The sequence below is a fragment of the Euzebyella marina genome (assembly GCF_014855515.1).
GTDB lineage: Bacteria > Bacteroidota > Bacteroidia > Flavobacteriales > Flavobacteriaceae > Euzebyella > Euzebyella marina.
On record NZ_JACYFK010000003.1, the window covers coordinates 1 to 23,578 of the forward strand.

General features: G+C 40.5%; 20 protein-coding genes. 12 read left to right on the forward strand and 8 right to left on the reverse strand.

Translation table 11 applies throughout. The features are described from left to right. The coding region (locus IL356_RS12975; RefSeq protein WP_192466555.1) for a gliding motility-associated C-terminal domain-containing protein at nucleotides 1–1,060 on the forward strand (1,060 nt) is incomplete at its 5' end. A 297-nt stretch (nucleotides 1,061–1,357) separates the two neighbouring features. Here the strand turns inward: IL356_RS12975 and IL356_RS12980 are convergent. Further along, complete coding sequence (locus IL356_RS12980) at nucleotides 1,358–2,506, reverse strand: gliding motility-associated C-terminal domain-containing protein (protein ID WP_121848012.1); 1,149 nt, start codon at nucleotides 2,504–2,506, stop codon at nucleotides 1,358–1,360. Nucleotides 2,507–2,517: 11 nt separating this feature from the next. Continuing rightward, a complete protein-coding gene (locus IL356_RS12985) occupies nucleotides 2,518–6,240 on the reverse strand; it encodes a beta strand repeat-containing protein (protein WP_192466556.1) in 3,723 nt (1,240 codons plus the stop codon). A 298-nt stretch (nucleotides 6,241–6,538) separates the two neighbouring features. Between IL356_RS12985 and IL356_RS12990 the strand changes: the two genes are divergently transcribed. The 6 genes from IL356_RS12990 (at nucleotide 6,539) to IL356_RS13015 (ending at nucleotide 12,016) form a co-directional block, all read left to right on the forward strand. Continuing rightward, on the forward strand, nucleotides 6,539–7,285 hold the full coding sequence (locus tag IL356_RS12990; protein WP_121848014.1) for a hypothetical protein: 747 nt from the start codon (nucleotides 6,539–6,541) through the stop codon (nucleotides 7,283–7,285). Then, nucleotides 7,272–8,051: a carboxypeptidase-like regulatory domain-containing protein gene (locus IL356_RS12995; protein WP_121848015.1), complete on the forward strand. Its 780-nt coding sequence runs from the start codon at nucleotides 7,272–7,274 to the stop codon at nucleotides 8,049–8,051. Before IL356_RS12990 ends, IL356_RS12995 begins: the two co-directional genes overlap by 14 nt. A gap of 51 nt (nucleotides 8,052–8,102) precedes the next feature. After that, complete coding sequence (locus IL356_RS13000; RefSeq protein ID WP_121848016.1) at nucleotides 8,103–8,609, forward strand: DUF6702 family protein; 507 nt, start codon at nucleotides 8,103–8,105, stop codon at nucleotides 8,607–8,609. Between the two features lie 60 nt (nucleotides 8,610–8,669). After that, entirely contained in the window at nucleotides 8,670–10,982 is a 2,313-nt protein-coding gene (locus IL356_RS13005) for a M1 family metallopeptidase (RefSeq protein WP_121848017.1), read from the forward strand. Between the two features lie 119 nt (nucleotides 10,983–11,101). Further along, complete coding sequence (locus IL356_RS13010; RefSeq protein ID WP_121848018.1) at nucleotides 11,102–11,440, forward strand: Sec-independent protein translocase subunit TatA/TatB; 339 nt, start codon at nucleotides 11,102–11,104, stop codon at nucleotides 11,438–11,440. 3 nt (nucleotides 11,441–11,443) lie between these two features. After that, nucleotides 11,444–12,016: a phosphatase PAP2 family protein gene (locus tag IL356_RS13015; protein WP_121848019.1), complete on the forward strand. Its 573-nt coding sequence runs from the start codon at nucleotides 11,444–11,446 to the stop codon at nucleotides 12,014–12,016. On the opposite strand, the gene IL356_RS13020 is transcribed toward IL356_RS13015, so the two are convergent. Further along, nucleotides 11,982–12,623 carry an O-methyltransferase gene (locus tag IL356_RS13020; RefSeq protein ID WP_121848020.1) on the reverse strand — a complete coding sequence of 214 codons (642 nt, stop codon included), beginning with the start codon at nucleotides 12,621–12,623 and terminating at the stop codon, nucleotides 11,982–11,984. The two genes, IL356_RS13015 and IL356_RS13020, sit on opposite strands and share 35 nt — an antisense overlap. A 65-nt stretch (nucleotides 12,624–12,688) precedes the next feature. Here IL356_RS13020 and IL356_RS13025 point away from each other — a divergent pair, with 65 nt between their 5' ends. Both IL356_RS13025 and kynU read left to right on the forward strand, forming a co-directional pair. Further along, entirely contained in the window at nucleotides 12,689–13,150 is a 462-nt protein-coding gene (locus tag IL356_RS13025; protein WP_121848021.1) for a GNAT family N-acetyltransferase, read from the forward strand. A 60-nt stretch (nucleotides 13,151–13,210) separates the two neighbouring features. Next, nucleotides 13,211–14,476, forward strand: a complete 1,266-nt coding sequence (gene kynU / locus IL356_RS13030) for a kynureninase (RefSeq protein WP_121848022.1) — start codon at nucleotides 13,211–13,213, stop codon at nucleotides 14,474–14,476. A gap of 4 nt (nucleotides 14,477–14,480) precedes the next feature. On the opposite strand, the gene IL356_RS13035 is transcribed toward kynU, so the two are convergent. Together IL356_RS13035 and IL356_RS13040 are read right to left on the reverse strand one after the other, a co-directional pair. Further along, nucleotides 14,481–14,873, reverse strand: a complete 393-nt coding sequence (locus IL356_RS13035) for a response regulator (protein ID WP_121848023.1) — start codon at nucleotides 14,871–14,873, stop codon at nucleotides 14,481–14,483. Between the two features lie 59 nt (nucleotides 14,874–14,932). Then, nucleotides 14,933–16,525 carry a sensor histidine kinase gene (locus IL356_RS13040; RefSeq protein ID WP_121848024.1) on the reverse strand — a complete coding sequence of 531 codons (1,593 nt, stop codon included), beginning with the start codon at nucleotides 16,523–16,525 and terminating at the stop codon, nucleotides 14,933–14,935. A gap of 330 nt (nucleotides 16,526–16,855) precedes the next feature. Between IL356_RS13040 and IL356_RS13045 the strand changes: the two genes are divergently transcribed. Then, nucleotides 16,856–18,004 (forward strand): MFS transporter, encoded by a 1,149-nt coding sequence (locus IL356_RS13045; protein ID WP_121848025.1) that lies wholly within the window; start codon nucleotides 16,856–16,858, stop codon nucleotides 18,002–18,004. Between the two features lie 3 nt (nucleotides 18,005–18,007). Here the strand turns inward: IL356_RS13045 and IL356_RS13050 are convergent, their stop codons facing one another. Beyond that, nucleotides 18,008–18,691: a hypothetical protein gene (locus IL356_RS13050; RefSeq protein ID WP_225621496.1), complete on the reverse strand. Its 684-nt coding sequence runs from the start codon at nucleotides 18,689–18,691 to the stop codon at nucleotides 18,008–18,010. A 193-nt stretch (nucleotides 18,692–18,884) separates the two neighbouring features. Between IL356_RS13050 and IL356_RS13055 the strand changes: the two genes are divergently transcribed. After that, nucleotides 18,885–19,433 carry a ClpP family protease gene (locus IL356_RS13055; protein WP_121848026.1) on the forward strand — a complete coding sequence of 183 codons (549 nt, stop codon included), beginning with the start codon at nucleotides 18,885–18,887 and terminating at the stop codon, nucleotides 19,431–19,433. A gap of 158 nt (nucleotides 19,434–19,591) precedes the next feature. On the opposite strand, the gene IL356_RS13060 is transcribed toward IL356_RS13055, so the two are convergent. After that, nucleotides 19,592–21,124 carry a cryptochrome/photolyase family protein gene (locus tag IL356_RS13060; RefSeq protein WP_121848027.1) on the reverse strand — a complete coding sequence of 511 codons (1,533 nt, stop codon included), beginning with the start codon at nucleotides 21,122–21,124 and terminating at the stop codon, nucleotides 19,592–19,594. A gap of 251 nt (nucleotides 21,125–21,375) precedes the next feature. Here IL356_RS13060 and IL356_RS13065 point away from each other — a divergent pair, with 251 nt between their 5' ends. Beyond that, a complete protein-coding gene (locus IL356_RS13065; protein ID WP_121848028.1) occupies nucleotides 21,376–22,722 on the forward strand; it encodes an FAD-dependent oxidoreductase in 1,347 nt (448 codons plus the stop codon). A gap of 74 nt (nucleotides 22,723–22,796) precedes the next feature. Here IL356_RS13065 and IL356_RS13070 read toward each other — a convergent pair whose 3' ends face one another. After that, nucleotides 22,797–23,576 carry a zinc ribbon domain-containing protein gene (locus tag IL356_RS13070; RefSeq protein ID WP_121848029.1) on the reverse strand — a complete coding sequence of 260 codons (780 nt, stop codon included), beginning with the start codon at nucleotides 23,574–23,576 and terminating at the stop codon, nucleotides 22,797–22,799. Between the last annotated feature and the right edge of the window lie 2 nt (nucleotides 23,577–23,578).

Sequence of the window (23,578 nt, forward strand, 5' to 3'; positions counted from 1 at the left end):
CGATAGCTGTGATTCCGTAGGCGGAACCCCATTATCGACTGACGACTGCGACGGCGACGGGCTGACCACGGCGGAGGAGACCACCAACGGAACGGACCCGAACAATGCGGACACCGATGGTGACGGCCTGACAGATGGAGAGGAAGTCAATAATGTAGATGATCCAAGCACTGCGCTTATACCGACCAGCATCAGTAATCCTTTGGATAGTTGTGATCCTGATGGTACAGGTAGTACTTGTGGTACCGATCCAGATAATGATGGTCTAACCAGTAGCGAAGAAGCTATACTGGGCACCAATCCGAACAATCCTGATACGGATGGAGACAGTATCAACGATGGTCAAGAGGTAAATGTAGATAATACAGATCCATTAAACGATTGTGACAGCAACGGAGGTACACCATTGGCTGATAGTGATTGTGACGGAGACGGACTGACGACTGCTGAAGAAGCCCTAATTGGTACGAATCCTGATATAGCAGATACTGATAATGATGGTGTCAACGACGGACAGGAAGTGAATACCGATGGTACCGACCCATTGGATGATTGTGATTCAATTGGAGGAATACCGACTACAGAATCTGATTGTGATGATGATGGATTAACCCTTGCGGAAGAAGAAGCTAGAGGTACCGATGCATCAAAAGCAGATACCGATGAGGATGGTATTATGGATGGCCAAGAAGTAATTGATGGTACAGATCCATTAGACCCATGTAGCTCGCTAGGAGGTACTCCACCACAAGGTACTCCATGTGATATTAATGTGGAAACTGATTTGGTATCGCCTGAAATTAATGATGGAAGATTTATCATCAACAACATTGAAAGTTTCCCTGTCAATACGGTGGAAGTTTACAATAGATGGGGTGTGAAAGTATTCTCGACAGATGGTTATAACAATGCAGATAATGCCTTTACCGGAATATCGAACGGAAGGGTGACCATCAGACAGAAAGAAGAATTGCCAGTAGGCGTATACTTCTACATCATTAATTATGTGAATAACAACGAACAAAGAACTCTTAACGGATACCTCTATATCAATAGATAATTCTTGAGGTCTCCGGTAAGAGAGATGATTTCCCTAAGAGGGAAAGACGTACAAAAGTTTTGAAAAAGAGAATGTAAAGCATAACAAACCATGGTGGTGAATCCGGCGAAAGTCGGGGCTGGGGAGCTGTCATCGCCGTGGCGAGTTATGTGATTAACTCAAAATGATAAATAAAAGTTTTTGAAAAGGAGAATGTAGAGCATAACAAACCATGGCGATAAATCCGATAGAAAGTTGGGGCTGGGGAGCTGTTATCGTCGTGGTAGGTTATGTTATCAGCTGAAAATGAAAAATGATTTAATCGTTGGCCAGGTAGAGAAAACCTTGGAATTCTAGGTTCAAATCATCCAACGAAACAATATAAAAGTAAACACCTGAAGGTAGGCCACTGTCTCTATTGAGCACAAAATTGTTCTGGTTAGAGAAACCATTGAATTCATTAGTGTAATTGGTCTGGTCAAAAACCTTGCTTCCCTGACGATCAAAAATCATCATATGGTTATTGGGCGATAAGGCCAATTCAGGAATTTCAAGAAAATCATTGATTCCATCGCCATTGGGTGATACAAAGTAATTTTCCAAGTCAAGAAAATCACGGGGTTCGCCAAATGCACCGAAAGTCAACACTTCATAATCATCGGGAACGAACGAACCCGAAATAGCCACCCCATTAACCAAATCACCAACAGAAGCAGGTCCGCCGAGCATTTCCCATTGATTGGTAATTTTGCTCCATCCGACCATAACAATTTCCTCGACATCGTCGCTTAGGCTACCGATTTCACTTCTATCGTTCCAAGAAAGCTGTACCGATGAGAGAACCGAGCCTTCAAGCCTCCAAAACTCAATAGTGCTTATGGCATCAATGCCGCTGGCGCGTGTATTGGTATTAAAACTTTGAAATTCGCTCGGGGTGTTCGGGTCTTCAAAAAAATAGGCCGCTTTGGCCAAATTGTTTACCGCTTCAGAATTTAGGATTAGCGGTCTCAATTGTTCGGAATCCCCCACGGGGAAATAAAATTCTTGCTGTTGCCATACACTTGCGTACCCGTCTACCTTACTAATATTACTTTCGCCCGAAGGTAGGGCGAGCTCTAAGAAGTTAAGCGTGATACCGGGCTGGGCCGGAATGGTAATCACATCGCCGGTAATAAAATTGGCAATATTGTCAACATTGACCGGAGTATTTAAAAAAGTGCCGCTTTGGGTCATAAACTCAACATCGAAAAAGGTAGGGGGTAGGCTACCACTAATATTGCGGTCAGCATTGCCATAAAAACCTGCCAAGCCGCTGTTTTCATCAAAAATACCGTCGTTGATCAAGTCGGTATGAAAACCTATTTCGCCCCCTTCATGAATGCGTAGGTTGCCCGTGTTGTATAGGGCTGTTTGGGCCTGTAGGGAAACACCTAGAAATAGAAGCGGTATGTAAAATTTATTTCTCATAAAAGTGCTTTCTATTTCTGAAGAAGTGACTTGATTTCTTCCAAGTCTTTTTTCATGGCCTGAACTTCATTTGCCAAGGCTTCTTTTTCAGCTTTTAGTCTATTGATTTCTTTTTCTTGAGCAATGGTATGTAAAAACAGTTCTTCTATTTTTTCGAGGTTTTGAAGGTTAGAAGCACTTAAATTCCAATGTCCATTTTCTTCGGCCTGCACAGCAGAGGTCACACCAGGTAAATGATGATTCTTTTTAATAAAAGCTTCAACTTCTTCTAGATTTGAAAAATGGTAACTTTCTTTAAGTTCAGAGGTTCCTAAGTAATATTTTTGAAATACATAGTCTGGAACTTGGATAGTGGTATTATTGGAAATAAAATTACCGTCGGCACGAATATTTCCGGCAACATGGAGTTTTTCGACTGGAGAATCGGTTCCAATACCTACATTTTGTAAATCATCAATACGAATTACCTCAATTCCACCTGTGGCAAAGGCTAATTGTGTAACACCTGCTCTAAACATGCCAATTCCAGATTCAGTATAAAAGCCATATGACGGGTTGCTGGGTCCTCCTGCAATTGTGCTAGGGGGCGCTAAAAAACCATTTCTAGTTCTAATAGAACCATTAACATCCAATTGACTTTGTGGTGCACCCGGGAGCCCGCCTATACCAATATTACCTCCTCCAGTATCAAAAGATAAGTCAAATCCATCCAGGTCCAAAGTTCTATTTGCCTCTAAAGTTAAATTGGAGTTCCCTATATTTTGGGGACTTACATTATTAATATCAGCCAAAGCAATGGTCACGGTACCCCCTGCCGAATCGGTTAGGGTCAGGGTATCATCGTCGCCATCCGCATCGGTGTCGGATACTGTAAGGCTGGCATTGGTGGTGTCGCTTCCGCTGTTGATATCAGCCAGAGCTATGGTCACGGTACCCCCTGCCGAATCGGTTAGGGTCAGGGTATCATCGTCGCCATCGGCGTCGGTGTCGGATACTGTAAGGCTGGCATTGGTGGTGTCGCTTCCGCTGTTGATATCAGCCAGAGCTATGGTCACGGTACCCCCTGCCGAATCGGTTAGGGTCAGGGTATCATCGTCGCCATCGGCGTCGGTGTCGGATACTGTAAGGCTGGCATTGGTGGTGTCGCTTCCGCTGTTGATATCAGCCAGAGCTATGGTCACGGTACCCCCTGCCGAATCGGTTAGGGTCAGGGTATCATCGTCGCCATCGGCGTCGGTGTCGGATACTGTAAGGCTGGCATTGGTGGTGTCGTTTCCGCTGTTGATATCAGCCAGAGCTATGGTCACGGTACCTCCTGCCGAATCTGTCAGGGTGAGGGTATCATCGTCGCCATCGGCGTCGGTGTCGGATACTGTAAGGCTGGCATTGGTGGTGTCGCTTCCGCTGTTGATATCAGCCAAAGCAATGGTCACGGTACCTCCTGCCGAATCTGTCAGGGTGAGGGTATCGTCGTCGCCATCCGCATCGGTGTCGGATACTGTAAGGCTGGCATTAGTGGTGTCGCTTCCGCTGTTGATAGATGAAAGTGCAACTGATAGTGATGTGCCATCTGAATCAGTTAGTGTTAAAGAGTCGTCAGTACCATCAGAATCTGTATCAGTCACCGCAAAAGTTGAATTGGTTACCCCCCCTGCACCCCAAACAGTTTCACCTGCAGCATTGGTGGTTAAAACTTGTCCGTCGCTTCCTGCTCCATTTCTAGCAATCAGGTTGCCGTATAGTTGAATATCCCCATTGTTCTTGATTGTAAACGCCTTATCAGAAGTTAATTGTGGAGCTTCTCTACCAGTATTATTTTGGTTCAGTACAAAATGAAAATCACCAACTCCAAAATTGCCGGTTCTTTGAAATATGATAGCCCCTTTGCCATCATTAAATCTATCATTGGCAAATAGAATGCCTACTGCTGAGCCGGCAGACTCTTGCCTATTTTGTATTTCTAGAGGAAATGATGTGTTACCTCCTACGTTATCAATTATGTGTACTTTGGTATTGTTGTTAATCGCTTGGCCGTCTAAACCAATACCTAGAGCTCCATAGGCCCTACCACTTACCACACGGGCATCATAATCCCAGATAAGGCTCGGGTTGCCATTAGTAGGATGAAATGCCTGAGCAGGGTCACCATTAACATCAGCAAAGAATAGCGATTTTGATTGGCCGGTATGGCTTGCTGCAGAAGCTATTTCCCATTGGCCATTGGTTTCACTCCATCTCATGATTTGGCCGTCTGTATCCGCCCCCATATTACTAAAGTCCTCAAGAGCAATGGTACCATCTTTAATTTTTAAGGATGTGATAGAATCATTTTGGATGGTAAGCACTCCGGCATTATCCATAGCGGCATCGCCACTAATCGTGAGTTGTTGTGCAACGTCTCCCGTACCGCCAATGAGAATACTACCATCAGTAAGTGCTCCGCCTGACGCAACCGTAGCATCAACATATGCTTTAGTAGCGGCATCTTGATTAACCGTAGGGTCTTGTAAATCTTTAATCTGTAAATTTCCGGCACTGTTATTTGTTGTGAGTACTTGGCTTAAAGCAGGTGTTGCCCCTGTAGCCGGTACGTTGGCCCATACCACATTACCGCTTCCGTCGGTACTTAAAAACTGACCTGTCGTCGTTGATGGTTCAATTTTGAAAGGGTCTGCACCAGTTCCGATTCCCGTTAAAGTAATTCCGTCGACAACCTCTGTGGAGCCTCCACCACCAGCCAAAGAACTTAAATCTACTTGCCCGCCTGTGGTGAGATTATTGCTGATGGTCAGTACGTTGGTAGTAGTGTTGAAAGTTATATCTTGAATTTCGTTGGTAGTATCGGTATCTACTCCGGTCACATTTATCTGGTATGGGGTAGCGATGGTGCCATTTCCGGCAACTTGAGTATTGGTACCTCCAATTATTCGAGTGTCGGAACCATTTGAAGTAGGTATAGTTATCGTATTACCGTTCGTAATGCTCAGTTGGTCTCCAGAAATGGATAGGTTTTGTAATTCGTTGGTAGGGCTTTGATCCGTATCAGCCGTATTGGCTGCGGTATTGGCATCTATCTCGGCCTGTAATAAAGAATCGTCGTAAAATGCACCATTGTCAGAACCGGCTTGTATCACATTACCTGCATCGCCACTAATAATATCGGCGTTGGTAATAAAACCTTCATCATTGGTGAAATCTGACAAATTGATATTATCGTTATCCAAAGCAAAGGCACCTACCGAGTTTTCAGAAAGTTTGTCTTGAGTTACCGAATTGTTTTGAAGTTTTCCCTGCCCTATCGATCCATCTTGAATATCAACACCATTAATACCTCCATTTACAATTTGCTCACTATTGATACTATTGGGGGCAATCTCAAAATTGCTTCCGTTTTCTGTTTGGGTAATGACAATGGTGCTGATGTCATTGACTAGGGGGTCAGCAGTAAGATTGCCACTACTACCATCGCAAAGATTCACCCATTGGGTACCATTATAGTAATAGACACAATTGGCGGTAGTGTTATAAACCAAGGCACCTCTATTAGGTACAATATTGGTCATTTGCAACGAATCTACTCGGGTAATGACCAAAACTTTATCATTACTCTGTAGCTCTAACAAAGAGTTGGCGTCGATTGTTTGGGGATCATCGCCTATTTTAACCTGTGCCGTAACGGCGGTGGTCATTAACAGACCGATGAAGAGAATAGGTAATGCAATACGATTCAGCATATGATCAAGATTTAAGGTATTAGGGTCAACAAAAATAGAATTATCCGGCTAGATTGCTAATTAATAAGGTCGAACTACCGTTAACTGCTGTTGAATGGTGAAAGTTTTTTATTACAAGAGCCATCTCTGGCGATAACGTTAGAAAGCGAATTAACAAAAGTTTAGACGGCACGGTTTTTTTTAGACCCCAACATGTATTTTCTTTATAAACATTTTTGTTTTTTGGTGATTGGCCCGCCGAAAATGACTTGTTTATTTTTTGAGGCCAAGAACTAAAATTATATAATTAAACAATCCAATGAAGAATATCCCTACCCTTATACTGGTACTTTTTTTAACACTCAATGCCTTTTCTCAAGACGGTGAGCGACAAATAGTGAGAGGTACGGTACTCTATAGAGATGTACCTGTACCCAACGAGAATGTCATTAATATTACTTCCGAAGATGCAGTTATTTCAAATGACGGAGGACAGTTTGCGATTGAGGCAAAGGCGGGGGATGAATTGGCATTTACCGCCGTAAACTATCAGATGATAGTGGTTAAATTGACCGAACAAATGATTGCCAATGGTCGTTTGGTGGTGGAAGTGAAGGAGAAAGTAACCGAACTGGACGAAGTGGTCGTTACACCGGAAAACAGAGAGCGATTCTTGCAAGTTCAAAATGAGGAGTTTAAAGAGGTAGAGTACGAAATCGACCGCTCGACCGAGGTTGAGAACATAGCATTGAGCCGTTCGGAACGTGGCATGCAAGACGGAATTAATTTTGTGAATATCTTTAAGGCATTGACCAAATCAATACAAAAGAACGACAGCCCAAAAGCTAGATTAAAAATGAGCCAAGTGCTACGTCAGGTATATGATGATGAATTCTTTGTGGTCGATTTAAAACTGTCACAAGCCCAGATTGATGACTTTTTGGTATATGTTGATGGTAAGGTACCTGAAAACAATCTACTTCTCAAGCAGAACGAATTTCAACTGATCGATTTTTTGGTCAACCAAAGCGAGGCATACCGAAATCAAATGAATGGCGAGAAATAGCATCACATTTCTGATTCTTTTGACCCTTACGCTTCCAAGCAAGGCGCAAGAACTTTTTCAAAAAGAGTTGGAAGGTAGGGTCTATAGTAAGGATGGAGATGTAGCCGCCACCCACGTTCTTAATATGACAACCGGCAAGGCCGCTATTACCGATATCAATGGTTTCTTTTCCATTATGGCCAACACGAACGACACCTTGCTATTCTCGGCGGTTCAGTACAAAAAAAAAGAAATCGTTATAACCTCGGAAATGCTGGAATCTAAACTGCTTTTAGTGCCTTTGGAGGAAAACCTGACAGAACTGGAAGAAGTAGTGGTTATGCCATATAATCTCTCTGGAGACGTAAGTAGAGATGTCAATCGTATGTCCGTAGGTCCCGTAGTTACCGCCTCTACCTTGGGCTTGCCAAATGCTTATGCCGTTTTTCCGAGTCAGGCCGAGAGATTGCTCAACGAGGCTACGACCGGAGGAGGATTTATTCCGCTAAACCCTATTCTCAATGGCATATCGGGCCGTACCAAAATGCTAAAAAATAGAATAGCCCGAAATGAAAGGTATGCCCGTACACAGCGGGTACGTAATTTTTTTGCGGATTCTCTTTATGTTCAAGAGTTTGAAATTCCCGAAGATAGAATAGCAGAGTTTATGTATTTCTGTGAAGTCGACCCTAGTTTTCAATCCGTGGTCGACACTCATGATCGATTGAGAATCTGGGAATTCATGCGACGTAAAAGTAAGGTCTATAAAGATAACAACGGACTTTAATTGGCCGTATGGCATGGGTTTTGTTTATTTTTGCAGCATAGAAACAAGCATATGGCATTCACAAGAAAAATACTTTTTCTTCTCGTCTTACCGCTTTTGTCATTTGCGGTGGCCCACAAATTTTATGTAAGCGTAACCAATGTTAACTATTCTGAAAAAGATGAGGCTATTCAAATAACCTCGAGGGTTTTTATCGATGATTTCGACCAGTTATTATTGGCCCGGTATGATCTCGATGCCGAATTGGCTTCCGAACAAGAATCGCCCAAGGCAGATACATATATCGAAAAATACCTGCGCTCTAAGTTTTTGGTATCAATTAACGGCCAGCCCGTTTCATATGACTACATTGGCAAGCAATACGATGCTGATGTTGTGGTACTCTATATTGAGGTGCCCAAGATTGATTTGAGCAAAACGACTTCCATAGAAATAGAAAATGAGATTTTGACCGACCTCTATGATGAACAACAAAATGTGGTTCACATAAAGGTAAAAAACAAGAAGAAAAGTTTCGTACTTGTCAAATCGCATACTAAAGGTATGTTAAACTTGTAACAATCAGTTAACATATCCTTAAAAAACTTTATTTTTCACGGATTATAAACTAACGAGTAAATGAACAGATTTAAGTATCACATTTTCGCTGTTCTCACCATGTTCGCTGCCTTGGCGAGCGCACAAGATCAGCAAGAGAAAAAGGAAAGAGAACCAGGGCACTACAACCAAAGCAGATTCAAACAATTGTACGAAGAGTTTGCTACCCCGAATAATTATCGCTCTGCCTCCGGAGCCCCAGGGCCTGATTACTACCAACAACAGGCTGATTATGTAATGGATATTGAATTGGATGACAAGAACGCCAAGATATTTGGTGAGGAAACCATTACGTACACCAACAACTCCCCTGATAATCTAGAGTATCTGTGGGTACAGTTAGATCAAAATGTAAGGGCGAAGACTTCAAAATCTCCTTTGAGGGATGGTGGCGGTGTGCCAATGGCCGAGCAAGCCGGTGCTTTCGTTCAAAAATATATTACCGAGCCATTTGATGGTGGCTTCGTTATTGACTACGTAAAAGATGCCAGTGGAAAGGCTTTGCCCTACACTATTAATCAGACGATGATGCGTGTTGATATACCGCAGCCGTTGAAAAGTAAAGAACAAATCTCTTTTTCAATCAAGTGGAGTTACAACATTCCTGACCATACCGTTAACCGGGCTCGCTCCGGTTACGAATATTTTGCTAAAGATGGTAACCGCGCTTATGTAATTGCACAGTTTTTTCCGAGAATGGCCGTGTATAGCGATGTAGAAGGTTGGCAGAACCATCAGTTCTGGGGAAGCGGCGAGTTTGCCTTGCCTTTCGGAAACTATGAAGTTAATATCACCGTGCCGGCGGATCACGTTTTAGATGCTACAGGAACATTGCAGAATAGAAAAGATGTTTTCTCGAAAGAGATGATGAGCCGTTATGAAAGGGCCAAAAAATCTTATGATAGGCCAGTGATCATCGTGTCTCAAGAAGAGGCCGAAGCTGCCGAAAAGAATTTTTCGACCAAAAAGAAAACCTGGAAGTTCAAAGCCGAAAACGTACGTGACTACGGTTTTGCTACTTCTAGAAAATTTATTTGGGATATGCAGGCCGTAAAGGTCGGTAATCGAGATGTTATGGCGGTTTCCTTGTATCCAAAAGAAGGAAATCCTCTTTGGGAAGAGTATTCTACCAAAGCGGTAGCCCACACATTGAAATCATATTCTTCGCATACGTTTGACTATCCCTATCCCAAGGCTATATCCGTACACGCCAAGAATCAAGGTATGGAGTACCCAATGATCTGTTGGAATTACGGTAGACCCAATGAAGATGGTACGTATTCCGACAGGGTAAAATACGGTATGATCAGTGTAATCATTCACGAAGTGGGTCATAACTTCTTCCCGATGATCGTTAATTCAGATGAGCGTCAATGGGGTTGGATGGATGAAGGTCTTGATACTTTTATGCAGTACATGGCCGAGCAAGAATTTGGAGAGATTTATCCGGAGGCGATTGCCCCGAACTCAAAATATCCGTCAAGAAGGGGCGAGCCTTCTAAAATTGTGCCTTATATGGCAGGTGATCAAAGCACGATTGCACCCATCATGTCAAACCCTGAAAACGTATATCAGTTAGGGCCTAACGCTTACGGTAAACCGGCAACGGCCTTAAATATTCTTAGGGAAACCGTCATGGGCCGTGAATTGTTCGACCATGCCTTTAAAACATACTCACAACGTTGGAAATTCAAACATCCGACCCCTGAAGATTTTTTCCGCACAATGGAAGATGCCTCAGCCGTTGATTTAGATTGGTACTGGAGGGCTTGGTTCTACACTACCGATTATGTTGACATCGGCGTTAAGGGAATCAAAAAGTATTATGTTTCGAACAAGCCTAGCAAAAAGATGCAAGAATACATGGCGGCACGCGATATTAGCGAAGATGATCTGCCACCATTGGTTTATCTTGCCGAAGAGGGTAGCGAAGACGCCGACCCCGATTTAAAGGGTAAGTCTCCATCAGAATCATCTCAATCCCTTAAAGAATTCATGATGGACAATATGACCGAGAGCGAGCGTGCTTCGGTAAAAGAACCGAAATATTTCTACGAGGTTACCTATGATAAACCAGGTGGAGTACCCATGCCTTTGATTGTTGAGTACACCTATGCCGACGGTACTACAAAGAATATTACTTATCCTCCGGAAATTTGGAGAAAGAGCGACAAAGAAGTTAGCGTGGTTATTTCATCTCAAACAGAGCTTACCGGTGTGGTAGTCGACCCAAAAATGGAGACTGCCGATATAGATGTGACCAATAATACTTGGCCAGCTAATGAGGGTCCTTCTGATTTCGATAAGATGAAAGAGAATATAAAAGGGAAGTAAATTTCAATTTTCAGATTGATCAGACCTGTTAGGTTATGCGATTTACCATTAAGGTGATGCATAAAAAAACCTAACAGGTCTTTTTATGTAGCGAAGCTATTCTTCACTATATTTGTCTTATGTATATGATGCAATTTCTATTCATTAGTGGTGGCGAGATATTCTTTATCATGTTTATCGTCGTCATGGTTTTCGGTGCCGATAAGATTCCTGGTATAGCCAAGGGATTGGGAAGTGGTATGCGCCAGTTGAAAGATGCTACCGAAGATATTAAGCGTGAGATTCAAAAAAGCGCAGAGAAGCAGGGTATAGATACGAAGTTCGTTGATGATATCAAGAACGATATAAACGATGTGAAGGATAACCTTACCTCAGGTATCGGTACCGATATTAAAAAAGAAGTGGATCAGGTTAAGAAGAGTGTAGACGATGTGACCGGAACCATTAAAAGAAGCTAAATTTTGCTTGAACGAATTCTTGAATGGGACAGGCAGACATTTATCTATCTCAATAATCTTGGTATTGAGGATTACGATATTTTTTGGACGACCGTAACCAATTTCAGTACCTGGATTCCTTTTTTCGTATTTGTAATCTATCTAATCTTTAAAAAGTACCCCAAAAGGGAAGCAATTTTTGTTATTGCTACCATATTGGTCATGGCACTTTTTGTCAATACTTTGACAGACCTCACCAAACAGACCGTGGCTCGCCTAAGGCCTAATAATGATGAGGATATCAATACCTTGATACGTATTTTAAAAACCCCGACCACCTATAGTTTCTTCTCAGGCCATTCTTCCAGTTCTTTTTCGATTACTACCTTGATTGTACTCTTTTTAAAAGACCGCTTTAAGTGGAGTTGGTTGTTTTATATCTGGCCCATCTTATTCGTAATGAGTCGAATTTTTGTAGGTGTGCACTTTCCGGTAGATATCATTGTGGGCAGTGCGGTAGGTATTGCTTCCGCTTTTTTCTTTTATTTTTTATATGTGAGGTTTATAGCACCCTCGTTAGGGTTAAGCCATCCCTGACAGGTAATAGAACGGTTTCTACGCGAGGGTCTTCCTTCAGTTTTTTGTTATAGGATAAAAGTATCGGTGTCACCTTATCTTTCTTTTCGATGGGTTCTACCACTTTGCCAGACCAAAGAACGTTGTCGGATAGTATAATGCTTCCCGGTCGTGTCTTTTGAAGTACAAGCTCAAAATAATCAGGATAATCAGCTTTTTCGGCATCAATAAAAACTAGGTCGAAGGTAAGATCTAATTCAGGTATTATTTTCTTGGCATCACCAATATGTTGAAATATCTGATGGCCCCATCCACTTTTTTCAAAATAGCGGTGTTGAATTTCATAAAGTTCTTCATTGATGTCTATGGTGTGCAGCTCTCCGTCTTTTTGTATTCCTTCTGCCAAGCACAAAGCTGAATAACCAGTATAGGTGCCAATTTCTAGAATATTTTTAGGGGATATTATTTTTGAAAGTAGGCTCAATACCCTTCCTTGAAAATGGCCCGTTAACATTCTGGGGCGTAAAACCTTTAGATGTGTCTCTCTGGTAAGCTCTTGAAGAATTTGAGGTTCTTCTTGCGAGTTTGCCTCAATATAACTTTCCAATATAGGGGAAAGAAAATGCATATGCCTTTATTTTTTACAAATATACAGTACTTTAGAACTCCACCTGAAATTCGAAAACTGTTACTATGAATAGCTATAAAGTGAGAACCGCTAGAATCGAAGATTTAGAAACCCTATTGAATTTTGAGCAGGAAATAGTGAAGGCCGAACGGCCTTTTGATCCTACCATTCAAAAGGGAGATATTAGTTATTATGATATAAGGGAGTTGATTCTAAGCCCAGATGCCGAAGTGGTGGTCGTAGAATACAACGGAAATGTAGTGGCATCCGGGCATGCGAGAATTAGGGAAGCCCGGCATTATCTAGATCACGAGACCTATTCATATTTAGGTTTCATGTATACAGACCCCAACCATAGGGGGCAAGGGCTTAATGCCAAAATTGTTGATGCCTTACAGGCATGGACGACCAAAAAAGGAATTAAAGAGATTAGGTTAACTGTTTATAATGATAATGAAGCTGCGGTAAGGGCCTATGAAAAAAAGGGTTTTAAAAAGCATATTATCGAGATGCGTTTAACGGAGTAAATAGGCTTTGAACCAGATAAATTTCTTTAGGTAATCGTATTTTTGAAAAAATTCGGTTTTATGCAGTTTGAAAATACTTTGAGTTTTGCCAAATCACTTGATTTAAAAGATGAACTCTCCGATTATAGGTCTCAATTTCATTTCCCAAAGGTCAACAATAAACCTGTAGTTTATTTTACGGGAAATTCATTAGGTCTTCAACCTAAGAGAACCAAAAAGTTTGTAGATGAGATTATGGCCGACTGGGGAGACTTGGCCGTGGAAGGTCATTTTCATGCCTCAAAACCTTGGTGGGACTACCATGAAAGGTTGGCCGAGCCTTTATCGCATATTGTGGGTGCAAAAAAGGAAGAAGTATGCGTAATGAACACGCTGACCGTCAATCTGCACCTATTAATGGTGTCTTTCTATAGGCCAACATCAAAGAGGTTCAAAATACTATGTGAAGAAAAGGCGTTTCCTTCCGATCAATATATGTTGCAAAGTCAGGTAAGGCATCATGGCTTTGAACCTAGTGAGGCCCTTGTTGAGGTGGCTAAGCGAGATGGAGAGCATTATTGGCGAACGGAAGATATTTTGGCCAAAATCGAAGAGATTGGCGATAAACTTGCCTTGGTTTTAATAGGAGGTGTCAATTATTATAATGGACAAGTCTTTGATATGCAAACCATCACCAGAGCGGGTAAAGCGGTTGGTGCCAATGTAGGGTGGGACCTCGCCCATGCCGCAGGAAATATTGAACTTGAACTACATGAATGGGAGGTAGATTTTGCCGCTTGGTGCAGTTACAAATACATGAACAGCGGGCCAGGCAATGCTTCGGGTATATTTGTTCACGAAAGGCATTTAAAGAATGATAAGCTTCAGCGCTTTGAAGGTTGGTGGGGTACCAAAAAGGATACCCGGTTTTTGATGAAACCAGAATTTGAATCGACCCACACTGCAGATTCTTGGCAATTGAGCAACCCACCGGTTCTTTCATTGGCCCCTTATTTGGCTTCTCTAGAGATGTTCGATGAAGTGGGCATGGAGAAGTTGATCAAGAAGCAAAAATTGATTGTCGCTTACCTTGAGTTCGTTCTGAGGGAAATTGATAAGGAAACCGAAGGATCTTTTGAAATTATCACACCGGCAGATCGAGGTTGCCAATTATCTGTATTTCTGCACGGCCAGGGTAGAAAGTTATTCGACTATCTTATGGAAAATGGAGTAATTACAGATTGGAGAGAACCTAACGTAATTAGATTGGCGCCAGCACCTTTTTACTGTTCGTTCGAAGATATGTACCGCTTCGGTCAAATTTTAAAAAGCGGTATTGAGCGGTAAAATCTTAATTACTTAAAATATCCGAAGAGCTGATTTTCTCTACAATAAGGCCTATTTCTTTTTTGAGCTTGTCTTCGTCAATCGGTTTTTTTATGATGTGAAGGGGCTTTGTTGCCATAGCCCTTGCCAACGTCGGTTTGTCAGAGTTTCCTGTTAGGTATACAAAAGGTATTTGATATTTGGTATGTATGATTTCTCCCAAATCAATTCCACTAAGGTCACCTGTAAGTCCGATGTCCAAAAAAATTAGGTTGGGTTTTTCAGATTCCAAGAAAGTAAGTACATCATTACCTAAATCTAGGGCTCCTATCACTTCATGCCCCAGTGCCGTTATTCCAGACTCTAAAAACATTTGAATAATAAAATTATCCTCAACAATCAATACTCTTAAATCCATAACTCAAATAATTTTCAGTTTCATTAATCAGAACATCTCCTTAATAAAATAATAAGATTCTATGAGATTTGTTCTATTTCTTTAAAAGAGATGATATAATACGTACCCTTTTTGGTATTGTCTTTTTCAATGTTACCGCGCAGTTGCAGTACCAGTTTGTGAATGAGCTTTAGCCCTAACGACTTGGTGTTCCTGAAATTTATCTTATCGGGAAAACCTATACCATCGTCGCTTACAATTAATTGATAGTTGTAGTTACTGGAATTCAGTTTTTCCAGTTTGATAAAAATGGTGCCTTTTTCTTGACCTTTAAAACCATACTTTAGTGAATTGGTTATTATTTCATTGATAATCAATCCTAAGGGTATTGATGTGTCTAGGTTTAGGTGTACGTTGTTTATTTCGGTGACCAACTTAATATCGCTACCACTACCTTTCATTGATTGAATGAGCGCAGTAACCAATTCTTTAATGTAGGCCTCATAGTCAATTTTACTTAAATCACCGCTCTTATATAGCATTTCATGTACCATACCCATTGAATTGATTCGGTATTGGCTATAACGGAAAAGCATCTTTATATTTTCGTCGGTGATAAAGCTAGATTGAAGGCTCAAGAGGCTAGCTACTACCTGAAGATTGTTCTTAACCCGATGATGAATTTCTTTAATTAGGGTATCACGTTCCTTTAACTGGCTGGCAATGTTTTGATTTAATCTAGTGATTTTTGCATTCTTGTTGTTAAGGGCGTAGGTTATGATTAGAAGAAATAGCACGAAGGCAGATACCAATAATGCGGTGCGATAGGCCGCTTTTTTAAAATTGGATAACTTAGTTTCAATTTCATCTGTTTCTGAACGTGTGTAGATAGTCCAAAATTGATTGCCTTCTAGACTTAGTTTTTTATAATAATAAAGGGGTTGGTCATAGTTACCCCGTGCATCTAAATCTTCTTCAAAAGATGTGTAGAGTTTTTTCTGCTCGTCATAAAATATTTGGTTATCTCCATTTAACAGTCCAATATTTTGCCCTTTAAAAGTGTCAAACCAGTTTTGAATGTTCAGATTCAAGCCAATAACACCTGCTCGTTTATTTGAAGTATAAAGCGGACTAAAAAATCTAAGGGTAGGGCGGTAAGGCATTTCAATCAATCCATTTTCTTCATTGAGATCGAGTTCTGATACGTACACATCGTTTCTACCGACGTTGACAGCCTCCCTAAAATAATAACGATCTTGTTTGTTTTGTAGTTTTTCAGGTGGTGTGATGGTAACTTGATTGTCGGTATTTTCTACCTTGACCAACTCATTGCCGGCCATATCAATAATTCTGGCTTGAAAATAATAGTCATCGAGTTCAACAAACTTGGCTAATTTTCGAGAAATCAATGGCATTTCGTCATTGTTCATCATTTCAAATTCGACCATATTACGTATCATCGTAATATTCTTTTTGCTTATCTCATATAGGTTTAGAAATCTAGTTTCAGCATCCTTAAGCCTGTTTTGTGCTTGTCCATTCTCAATCTCTAGAATGTTGCTTTGATAGGTATTAATACGACGCCAAGCGGAGGACCATAATAAGATGTTGGTTATCAAAAAGATAGCCAATGAAATTATAATCAGATTAACTTGGGTTAATTTGAACCTCATTTTCGGTTGAAAGTTGTATTGTCAGATTTTCAGCTTTACGCTAAGTGAATTACGATAATTAAATCTAAAGGGTGAAATTATTGGTAATTTTTTAACATAACATTTTTTAATTAAGAAATAACCTACTATAGCCTGCGTAAAAGGCTATATTAAATTATCGATATTATGATAATCACCAATAACTCAAAAGGGGAAATAATGTGCTCTATCAAATTTACATAATTATTTCTATGGGTTGAAGGGCAGTTTAATTCATCTTCTGATTGATGTTCAAAAGCCATTTTTCATTCATCTTTTTCGGTTATCTTCGTCGGTCTTATCAAATAGCCGATGAAATCTCTTATTACCATTTTGACGAATGCCCGATACTTTGGTCCTTCATGGGTATTCGCCAGTATCAATATTCTCTTTGGTACTTGGGCGATATACATCCCCACAGTAAAAGAAAACTTGCAAATTGATAAATCGCAATTAGGTTTTGCCCTTTTCTTTTTGGCTTTGGGTGTTTTTACCGTTTTTCCTTTTGCGTCGACAATTATCAATAAAATGGGAGTTGGCAAGGCTACCAGAAATGGGGTTATATTTAGTTGTATTGCCGCAATGTTACCTTTATTGGCGCCCAATTATTTTACTTTGGCAGCTTCACTATTCATCTTTGGGGCTTCGAATGGTTTCACCGATATTTCAATGAATACCTTGGTTACGGAAATTGAAAAAGAGGATAAACAAAAGTTCATGTCCGCAAGCCACGGATTTTTCAGTTTAGGTGGTGTTTTGGCCGGTCTGGGTAGTTTTTTAATTGGTCCGCTAAGTAACCCACCTTTACATATGGCTTTGGCAGTTGTTTTGGTGGTAGTGGTCAATGCATTCTTTTACAGAAAATATCAAACTGTGGTTGCGGCCCCGGAAGAGAAAGAAAGTTTTAGCTTCGGACTTTTTAAGCCTCTATTGTTTTTAGGATTGATATCGTTCGTTTCAATGGGCAGTGAGGGGGCTATAGTTGATTGGAGCGGTCTTTATCTGAAGGAAATAAGTTTAGCGCCCGAATTTTTGTGGGGCGCCGGGTTTTTAGGCTTTCAACTTACGATGACCATCGGCCGGTTTTTAGGGGATGGAATCAGTTCTAAAGTCGGTTCGGTAAAAATGGTAGCAATGGCATCTGTCTTGGTCATTTTGGGCTACTCTTTTGTCTTGACTACACAGGTTTATATAAGCATCTTAGGGTTTGCCATCAGCGGCCTAGGCTTTTCGGTGATTATACCCGAAGTTTTTAGAATCGGCGGTAATGTGAAAGGTGTCGATTCGTCACAGGGGGTCTCTTTTATCGCGGGTACCGGTTATGCCGGCTTTTTGGCAGCACCGCCCATTTTAGGTTTTCTTGCAGATTCTTTTTCCCTTTTTACCTGCTTTGTGGTTTTGCTTTGTTGTGCTTTTGTAATTCTGGGCTCTACCTATGCCTTGCATAAAAGAGGAAGGTAGAATTTATTTGAGTTTTGCTTCCAAATTAGTAAAATAGAGTTTAAAACTACCATCTTCATTTTGGTGCATCTGCGCAAGGTTCAATCCGCCAACATCTTTGTAGTCTTCCCAAGTGGTTATCATTGAAGGCTCCTCTTGATTACCTCTCCTAAAAACCCATTCGTGAACTTTAAAATCATCGGTAAAATAGAAATCGTAGGCATCACCAGGGGTATACCCACCCTCTTGGTTGTAGGTAACTGTCAGCTTTTGCATTTCTTTTTTGCTGAGGGGGGCTGAAACCTTGGCGTTGTGCTCGGTCGTAATGCTATTTTCATCCCACAAAATATTGATGGGCGCCATCAGCCAATATTTATCATTGATAAACCCTCCATTTGTCTTATTGGCGATACTGTCCATTTCATTTCTGTTATAGCTAAGGGTGTCTTCCGCAGAAATAGCGGTTACCTCGTTGGTCTTCGTTTTCCAGATCCAAGTTCTTTCAAAATGCGAGGTGTCGCGGTCAACATTGAACGTAAATTTGAGTTCTTCAATATTTTGCCAATTCTCATATCCGTTAGCATAGGCTATCTCTTCTAAAAGAGAAAGTTCTTTCTGCTCCGGTTGGGCTTCGGTCTTTGGGTTGTCTTTACAAGAATAGAAAAGAATGGCAGTTATAGCGATTACAAGTAGCGGTCGTATCATCATTGAAGTTTTCTCAAATATAATCTTTTTGTGTTAGCAATCATTAGCTGAGTCACTTAAGAAAAAATAGGTGAAGCCATCATATATTTGTTAAATAGGGCTCTTGGGACAAGGCAATTGAATATCTTCCTAGGAATTTTGCCAAGAGATCTATTTAAATAAATTGCTTAATTTTGGTAGTAACAAAATACATAAAATGAGTTCTAAAAAAGGAAAAGTTCAAGAGGCTATCGACCAAAAATTATTGGAGGAAAGAAAAGTATTCCTTTGGGGTATGGTTGATGATGATTCGGCCAAGCACGTCATCGATCGTCTTTTGTATCTAGATATGCAGAGCAATGAAGAAATTCAATTGTTCATTAATAGTCCGGGTGGTTATGTTACATCGGGTTTTGCCATGTACGATACCATTAAATCACTTAAAAGCCCAGTTTCAACTATTTGTACAGGTTTGGCGGCCTCAATGGGCTCTATTCTTCTTTCTGTTGGAAAAAAGGGGAGAAGGTTTATTCAACCCCATGCCCAAGTTATGATTCACCAACCAAGTGGGGGTGCTCGTGGTCAGGCTTCCAATATTGAAATTCAAGCAAAAGAGATTATCAAAACCAAAGAGTTGAGTGCCCGAATATTGGCTGATAACTGTGGTCAAGATTATGAAAAGGTCTTGAAAGACTTCGATAGAGATTACTGGATGAACGCCGAGGAGTCTATCGAATACGGTATTGTAGACGGAGTCTTGGAATAAGATTTAAGGTTCTACATTAAAAAAGTCCTTCGCAAATCTATTGTGAAGGACTTTTTTTTGAATATATATAGGCGCTGACGCGGAATGTTTTTCTTTATATACGCTACGCAATTAGTGTTCAGATGGTCTGTGAAAGTTAAATAATTACTAAATAGACTTTAAAACCTTTCCGGATGCTCAATAACCTCTTGAGCTCTACTTTTCAATTTTTCTAGTTCATCTTTTGGCTTTTTGTTCAACAAGTTCATCATCATTGCCATTCGGTTGTTGTTTTCAAAATGAACTCTTTTTTCATCAAGGAAATTCCAATAAAGCGAATTAAATGGGCAGGCCTTTTCTCCTATTTTTTTGGTATGCGAATAATGGCAATCTTTGCAATAATTGCTCATTTTATTAATGTAGTTGGCACTACTTACATAAGGTTTGGTACCCACAATGCCACCATCGGCAAATTGGCTCATTCCGCGAGTGTTGGTGATTTCTACCCACTCAATAGCATCGATATAAATACCCAAATACCAATCGTCAACCTCCTTTGGGTCGGTCATGGTGAGAAGTGCATAATTACCGGTCACCATTAAACGCTGAATATGATGGGCGTAAGCTTCATCTAAACTTTGTGTTATGCAGTTCTTCAGGCAATTCATTTTGGTGTCACCGGTCCAGTAGAAATCAGGTAGCTTGTTTTTGTTACCAAGTTCGTTCAATTGGGAATACTTGGGCATTTCTTTCCAATAAACGCCTCTCATGAATTCTCTCCAACCTAGAATTTGCCTAATGAAACCCTCAATTTGCGAAATGTCTATAATGCTTTTATTTTCATAGTAATGGTCAAGTACTTTATCAATTACCTCTTTTGGTGAAAGTAGCTTGCTGTTCATGGCGAACGATACTCTTGAATGAAACAAGAACTTTTGGTCGGTATGCATGGCATCTTGATAATCGCCAAAATGTTCCAAAAGGTTCTTGCAAAAGTAATTGAGAACGGTTAGGCAGTCGGTCCTGGAAGTAGGCCAGTTGAATGAAGAAGGTTCGATATGGCCAAAAGTTTCGACGTTGGCCTTTTTGAGGTCTTTTAAAACCTCCTCTACATTTTTTCTAAATCCTCTTTCATGTGGTATTTCCGGCTTTCCTGGCCATTTTTTTCTATTACTTTGGTCGTAGTTCCACTTGCCGCCTTCAGGTTGGCCGCTTACCATCATGATATCATGTTTTTTCCGCATCATGCGATAAAAGTTCTCCATGACTATTTGTTTCCTGTTTGAGAAGAAATTTTTTAGCTCATATCTACTGGTATAAAAATGTTCAGTATCACAATTTGAACATGTTACGTTTATTGAGTCGCATATTTCTTTCAGCTGTATATCCAATCGATATTCGTCGGGCAGCAAATATTCAAACCTTTCGGCTTTGCTTTTTTTCAGGGCTTCTTTGATAATTTGGTCTAACTGCTGGCTGTTGTTATCATCGGTAATCTTTAGATATATAAAATGATGGCCCTTGTCGGTCATTTCTTCGGCAAAAGTTCGCATCGCACTAAAAAAAGCGACCACCTTCTGTATGTGGTGCTTAACATAATTAGTTTCTTGCCGCATCTCTGCCATCAAATAGGTGATATCGGGGTCGGTGTTTTGAAACCAGCTATGTTTATGGTTCAATTGGTCGCCCAAAATCAAGCGTAAAGTTTTCATCTGTCAGGGTTTTAATTTGATGGAGGTATGCAATTAATACATGTAGCGATAAAAGCATTGATGCTTTCAAATTTTATATGAACCGTATTTAACAGTATATTTGCTCGAACAGAATAACTGATTTTCTTAAACTTAAAGGGTTTATTGGGGTATTGCTTCCTACTGTAAGACCTTCTTATAAATTCCTAAACCTTTATAGCTGACCAAGTAATTGATAATATAGTTACATTTTTGGGAGGCTTTCTGCATCTATGACCCAACAATCTAAAAACATTGCCATTATAGGCTCAGGTCTTGTGGGCTCGCTTTTGGCTATCTATCTAAAAAAGTTAGGACACGCTATTACCGTTTTTGACAGAAGACCGGATATTAGAAATATTACATTTTCAGGGCGTTCTATCAATCTTGCCATGAGTAATAGAGGTTGGAATGCACTCGAAGAGGTGGGTATCGCCGAGGAAATCAAGAAGATTGCTATTCCTTTGGATAAAAGGGCTATGCACGTAATCGGTAAACCCATGTATTTTCAAAAATACGGAAAGGAAGGAGAAGCCATTTGGTCTATTTCAAGAGGGGTGTTGAACAAAAGAATGATAGATTTGGCAGAAGCCGAAGGAGTTCATTTCAGATTTGATGAAAAAGTTTGGGATGTTGATCTGCCGGAAGCTAAAATCTTTACCGGAGAAACCGAAAAAGGGGAGTGGAAGGAGTATAATTACGATATGATTTTTGGTTGTGACGGCGCCTTTTCGCGGGTGCGACACAAAATGCAACGACGCAGTCGCTTCGATTATTCACAAGATTTTATTGATGTTGGCTATAAAGAACTTTCTATACCTCCCAACGCTGATGGTACCCATAAGCTAGACAAGAACTCTTTTCATATCTGGCCGAGAGGAAAGTTTATGTTGATTGCGATGCCGAATTTAGATGGTAGCTTTACCTGTACCTTATTTTTACCTTTTGAAGGCCAAGTATCTTTCGACAGTCTGACCACTAAAGAAGAAGCAAAAAAGTTTTTTGAAACCTACTTCCCCAATGTGATGCAGGTGATAGATGATTTGTTAGTTGATTTCTTTAAAAACCCGACCAGTGCCTTGGTGACCATGAAATGTTACCCTTGGACTTATTGGGACAAGGTGGCCCTAGTAGGGGATTCTGCGCACGCCGTTGTGCCATTCTATGGTCAAGGTATGAATGCCGGTTTTGAAGATATTTTCGTTCTTCACGAATTGATTCAAAAACATGGTGACGATTGGTTACAGATTTTTGAGCAGTACCAAAAAGAAAGAAAGCCCAATGCCGATGCTATTGCTGAATTGAGCTACCGGAATTTTGTTGAAATGAGCAGTAAAACTGCTGACCCGAAATTCTTATTGCAGAAAAAAATTGAGAAACACTTTGCTTCAAAGCATCCCGATAAGTGGATTCCGATTTATAGCCGCGTTACCTTTTCAGATAGACCATATTCAGAGGCGTTGGCTATGGGTGATGAACAAGAAAGTATTATGAAAGAGGTAATGAAAATGCCCCAAATTGAAGATAAATGGGATAGCACCGAAGTAGAAAACAAAATGCTTTCTCTTTTGCAAGATTGATTCAAAGTAAGTGTGATAAAAAGAAAGGGCCGCGTTTTAAAACGCGGCCCTTTCTTTTTATTGACTATTAGCAATTAAAGTTTTTGAAAAAACTTTTGCATCTTTTCCTGTTCTTCTTCGGCCAATACTGGGTCAACCAATATACGGCCACTATGCTCGTCAGTAATGATTTTCTTGCGAGAAGCAATCTCTACTTGTACCTGCGGAGGAATCGTAAAGAAAGAACCTCCTGAAGCACCTCTTTCGATAGGTACTACCGCAAGACCGTTCTTCACATTGTTTCTAATTCTAGCGTAAGCCTTTACTAGGCGTTCTTCGATTTCATCCTGGTATTTCTCAGATTGCTCTAAAAGGGCTTGCTCTTCTTTTTCCGTTTCGGCCAAAATGGCGTCAAGCTCTCCTTTTTTATGCTTTAAATGAGATTCACGTTCGCCTAAACGCTCTTTGGTTTCAGAAATAACCTCTTTTTTCTGTTCAATTTGTGCTTTGAACTCTTTAATGTTTTTCTCAGCTAATTGAATTTCCAATTCTTGATATTCAAGCTCTTTACTGATAGAGTTGAATTCTCTACTGTTACGAACATTCTTTTGCTGTTCGCCATATTTTTTGATGAGAGCCTTGGCTTCCTCAATCAAGTTTTTCTTGGCGCCGATTTCAAAATTAATGGTTTCGACATCGGTCTTTAATTTATCTATTCTGGTTTTGAGACCTAATACCTCATCTTCCAAATCCTCAACTTCTAGTGGCAGTTCACCTCGAACGTTGCGTATTTCATCTACTCTTGAATCGATCAATTGCAGGTCATACAATGCCCTAAGTTTCTGTTCTACCGTAGCGTCTTCTTTTTTTGCCATAA

Excerpts from the sequence above, each read along its gene's own strand:
- IL356_RS12980 (WP_121848012.1), bottom strand. The coding sequence starts at position 2,506 with ATGAGAAATAAATTTTACATACCGCTTCTATTTCTAGGTGTTTCCCTA.
- IL356_RS12985 (WP_192466556.1), bottom strand. The coding sequence starts at position 6,240 with ATGCTGAATCGTATTGCATTACCTATTCTCTTCATCGGTCTGTTAATG.
- IL356_RS12990 (WP_121848014.1), top strand. The coding sequence starts at position 6,539 with ATGAAGAATATCCCTACCCTTATACTGGTACTTTTTTTAACACTCAAT.
- IL356_RS12995 (WP_121848015.1), top strand. The coding sequence starts at position 7,272 with ATGGCGAGAAATAGCATCACATTTCTGATTCTTTTGACCCTTACGCTT.
- IL356_RS13000 (WP_121848016.1), top strand. The coding sequence starts at position 8,103 with ATGGCATTCACAAGAAAAATACTTTTTCTTCTCGTCTTACCGCTTTTG.
- IL356_RS13005 (WP_121848017.1), top strand. The coding sequence starts at position 8,670 with ATGAACAGATTTAAGTATCACATTTTCGCTGTTCTCACCATGTTCGCT.
- IL356_RS13010 (WP_121848018.1), top strand. The coding sequence starts at position 11,102 with ATGTATATGATGCAATTTCTATTCATTAGTGGTGGCGAGATATTCTTT.
- IL356_RS13020 (WP_121848020.1), bottom strand. The coding sequence starts at position 12,623 with ATGCATTTTCTTTCCCCTATATTGGAAAGTTATATTGAGGCAAACTCG.
- IL356_RS13025 (WP_121848021.1), top strand. The coding sequence starts at position 12,689 with ATGAATAGCTATAAAGTGAGAACCGCTAGAATCGAAGATTTAGAAACC.
- kynU (WP_121848022.1), top strand. The coding sequence starts at position 13,211 with ATGCAGTTTGAAAATACTTTGAGTTTTGCCAAATCACTTGATTTAAAA.
- IL356_RS13035 (WP_121848023.1), bottom strand. The coding sequence starts at position 14,873 with ATGGATTTAAGAGTATTGATTGTTGAGGATAATTTTATTATTCAAATG.
- IL356_RS13040 (WP_121848024.1), bottom strand. The coding sequence starts at position 16,525 with ATGAGGTTCAAATTAACCCAAGTTAATCTGATTATAATTTCATTGGCT.
- IL356_RS13045 (WP_121848025.1), top strand. The coding sequence starts at position 16,856 with ATGAAATCTCTTATTACCATTTTGACGAATGCCCGATACTTTGGTCCT.
- IL356_RS13050 (WP_225621496.1), bottom strand. The coding sequence starts at position 18,691 with ATGATGATACGACCGCTACTTGTAATCGCTATAACTGCCATTCTTTTC.
- IL356_RS13055 (WP_121848026.1), top strand. The coding sequence starts at position 18,885 with ATGAGTTCTAAAAAAGGAAAAGTTCAAGAGGCTATCGACCAAAAATTA.
- IL356_RS13060 (WP_121848027.1), bottom strand. The coding sequence starts at position 21,124 with ATGAAAACTTTACGCTTGATTTTGGGCGACCAATTGAACCATAAACAT.
- IL356_RS13065 (WP_121848028.1), top strand. The coding sequence starts at position 21,376 with ATGACCCAACAATCTAAAAACATTGCCATTATAGGCTCAGGTCTTGTG.
- IL356_RS13070 (WP_121848029.1), bottom strand. The coding sequence starts at position 23,576 with ATGGCAAAAAAAGAAGACGCTACGGTAGAACAGAAACTTAGGGCATTG.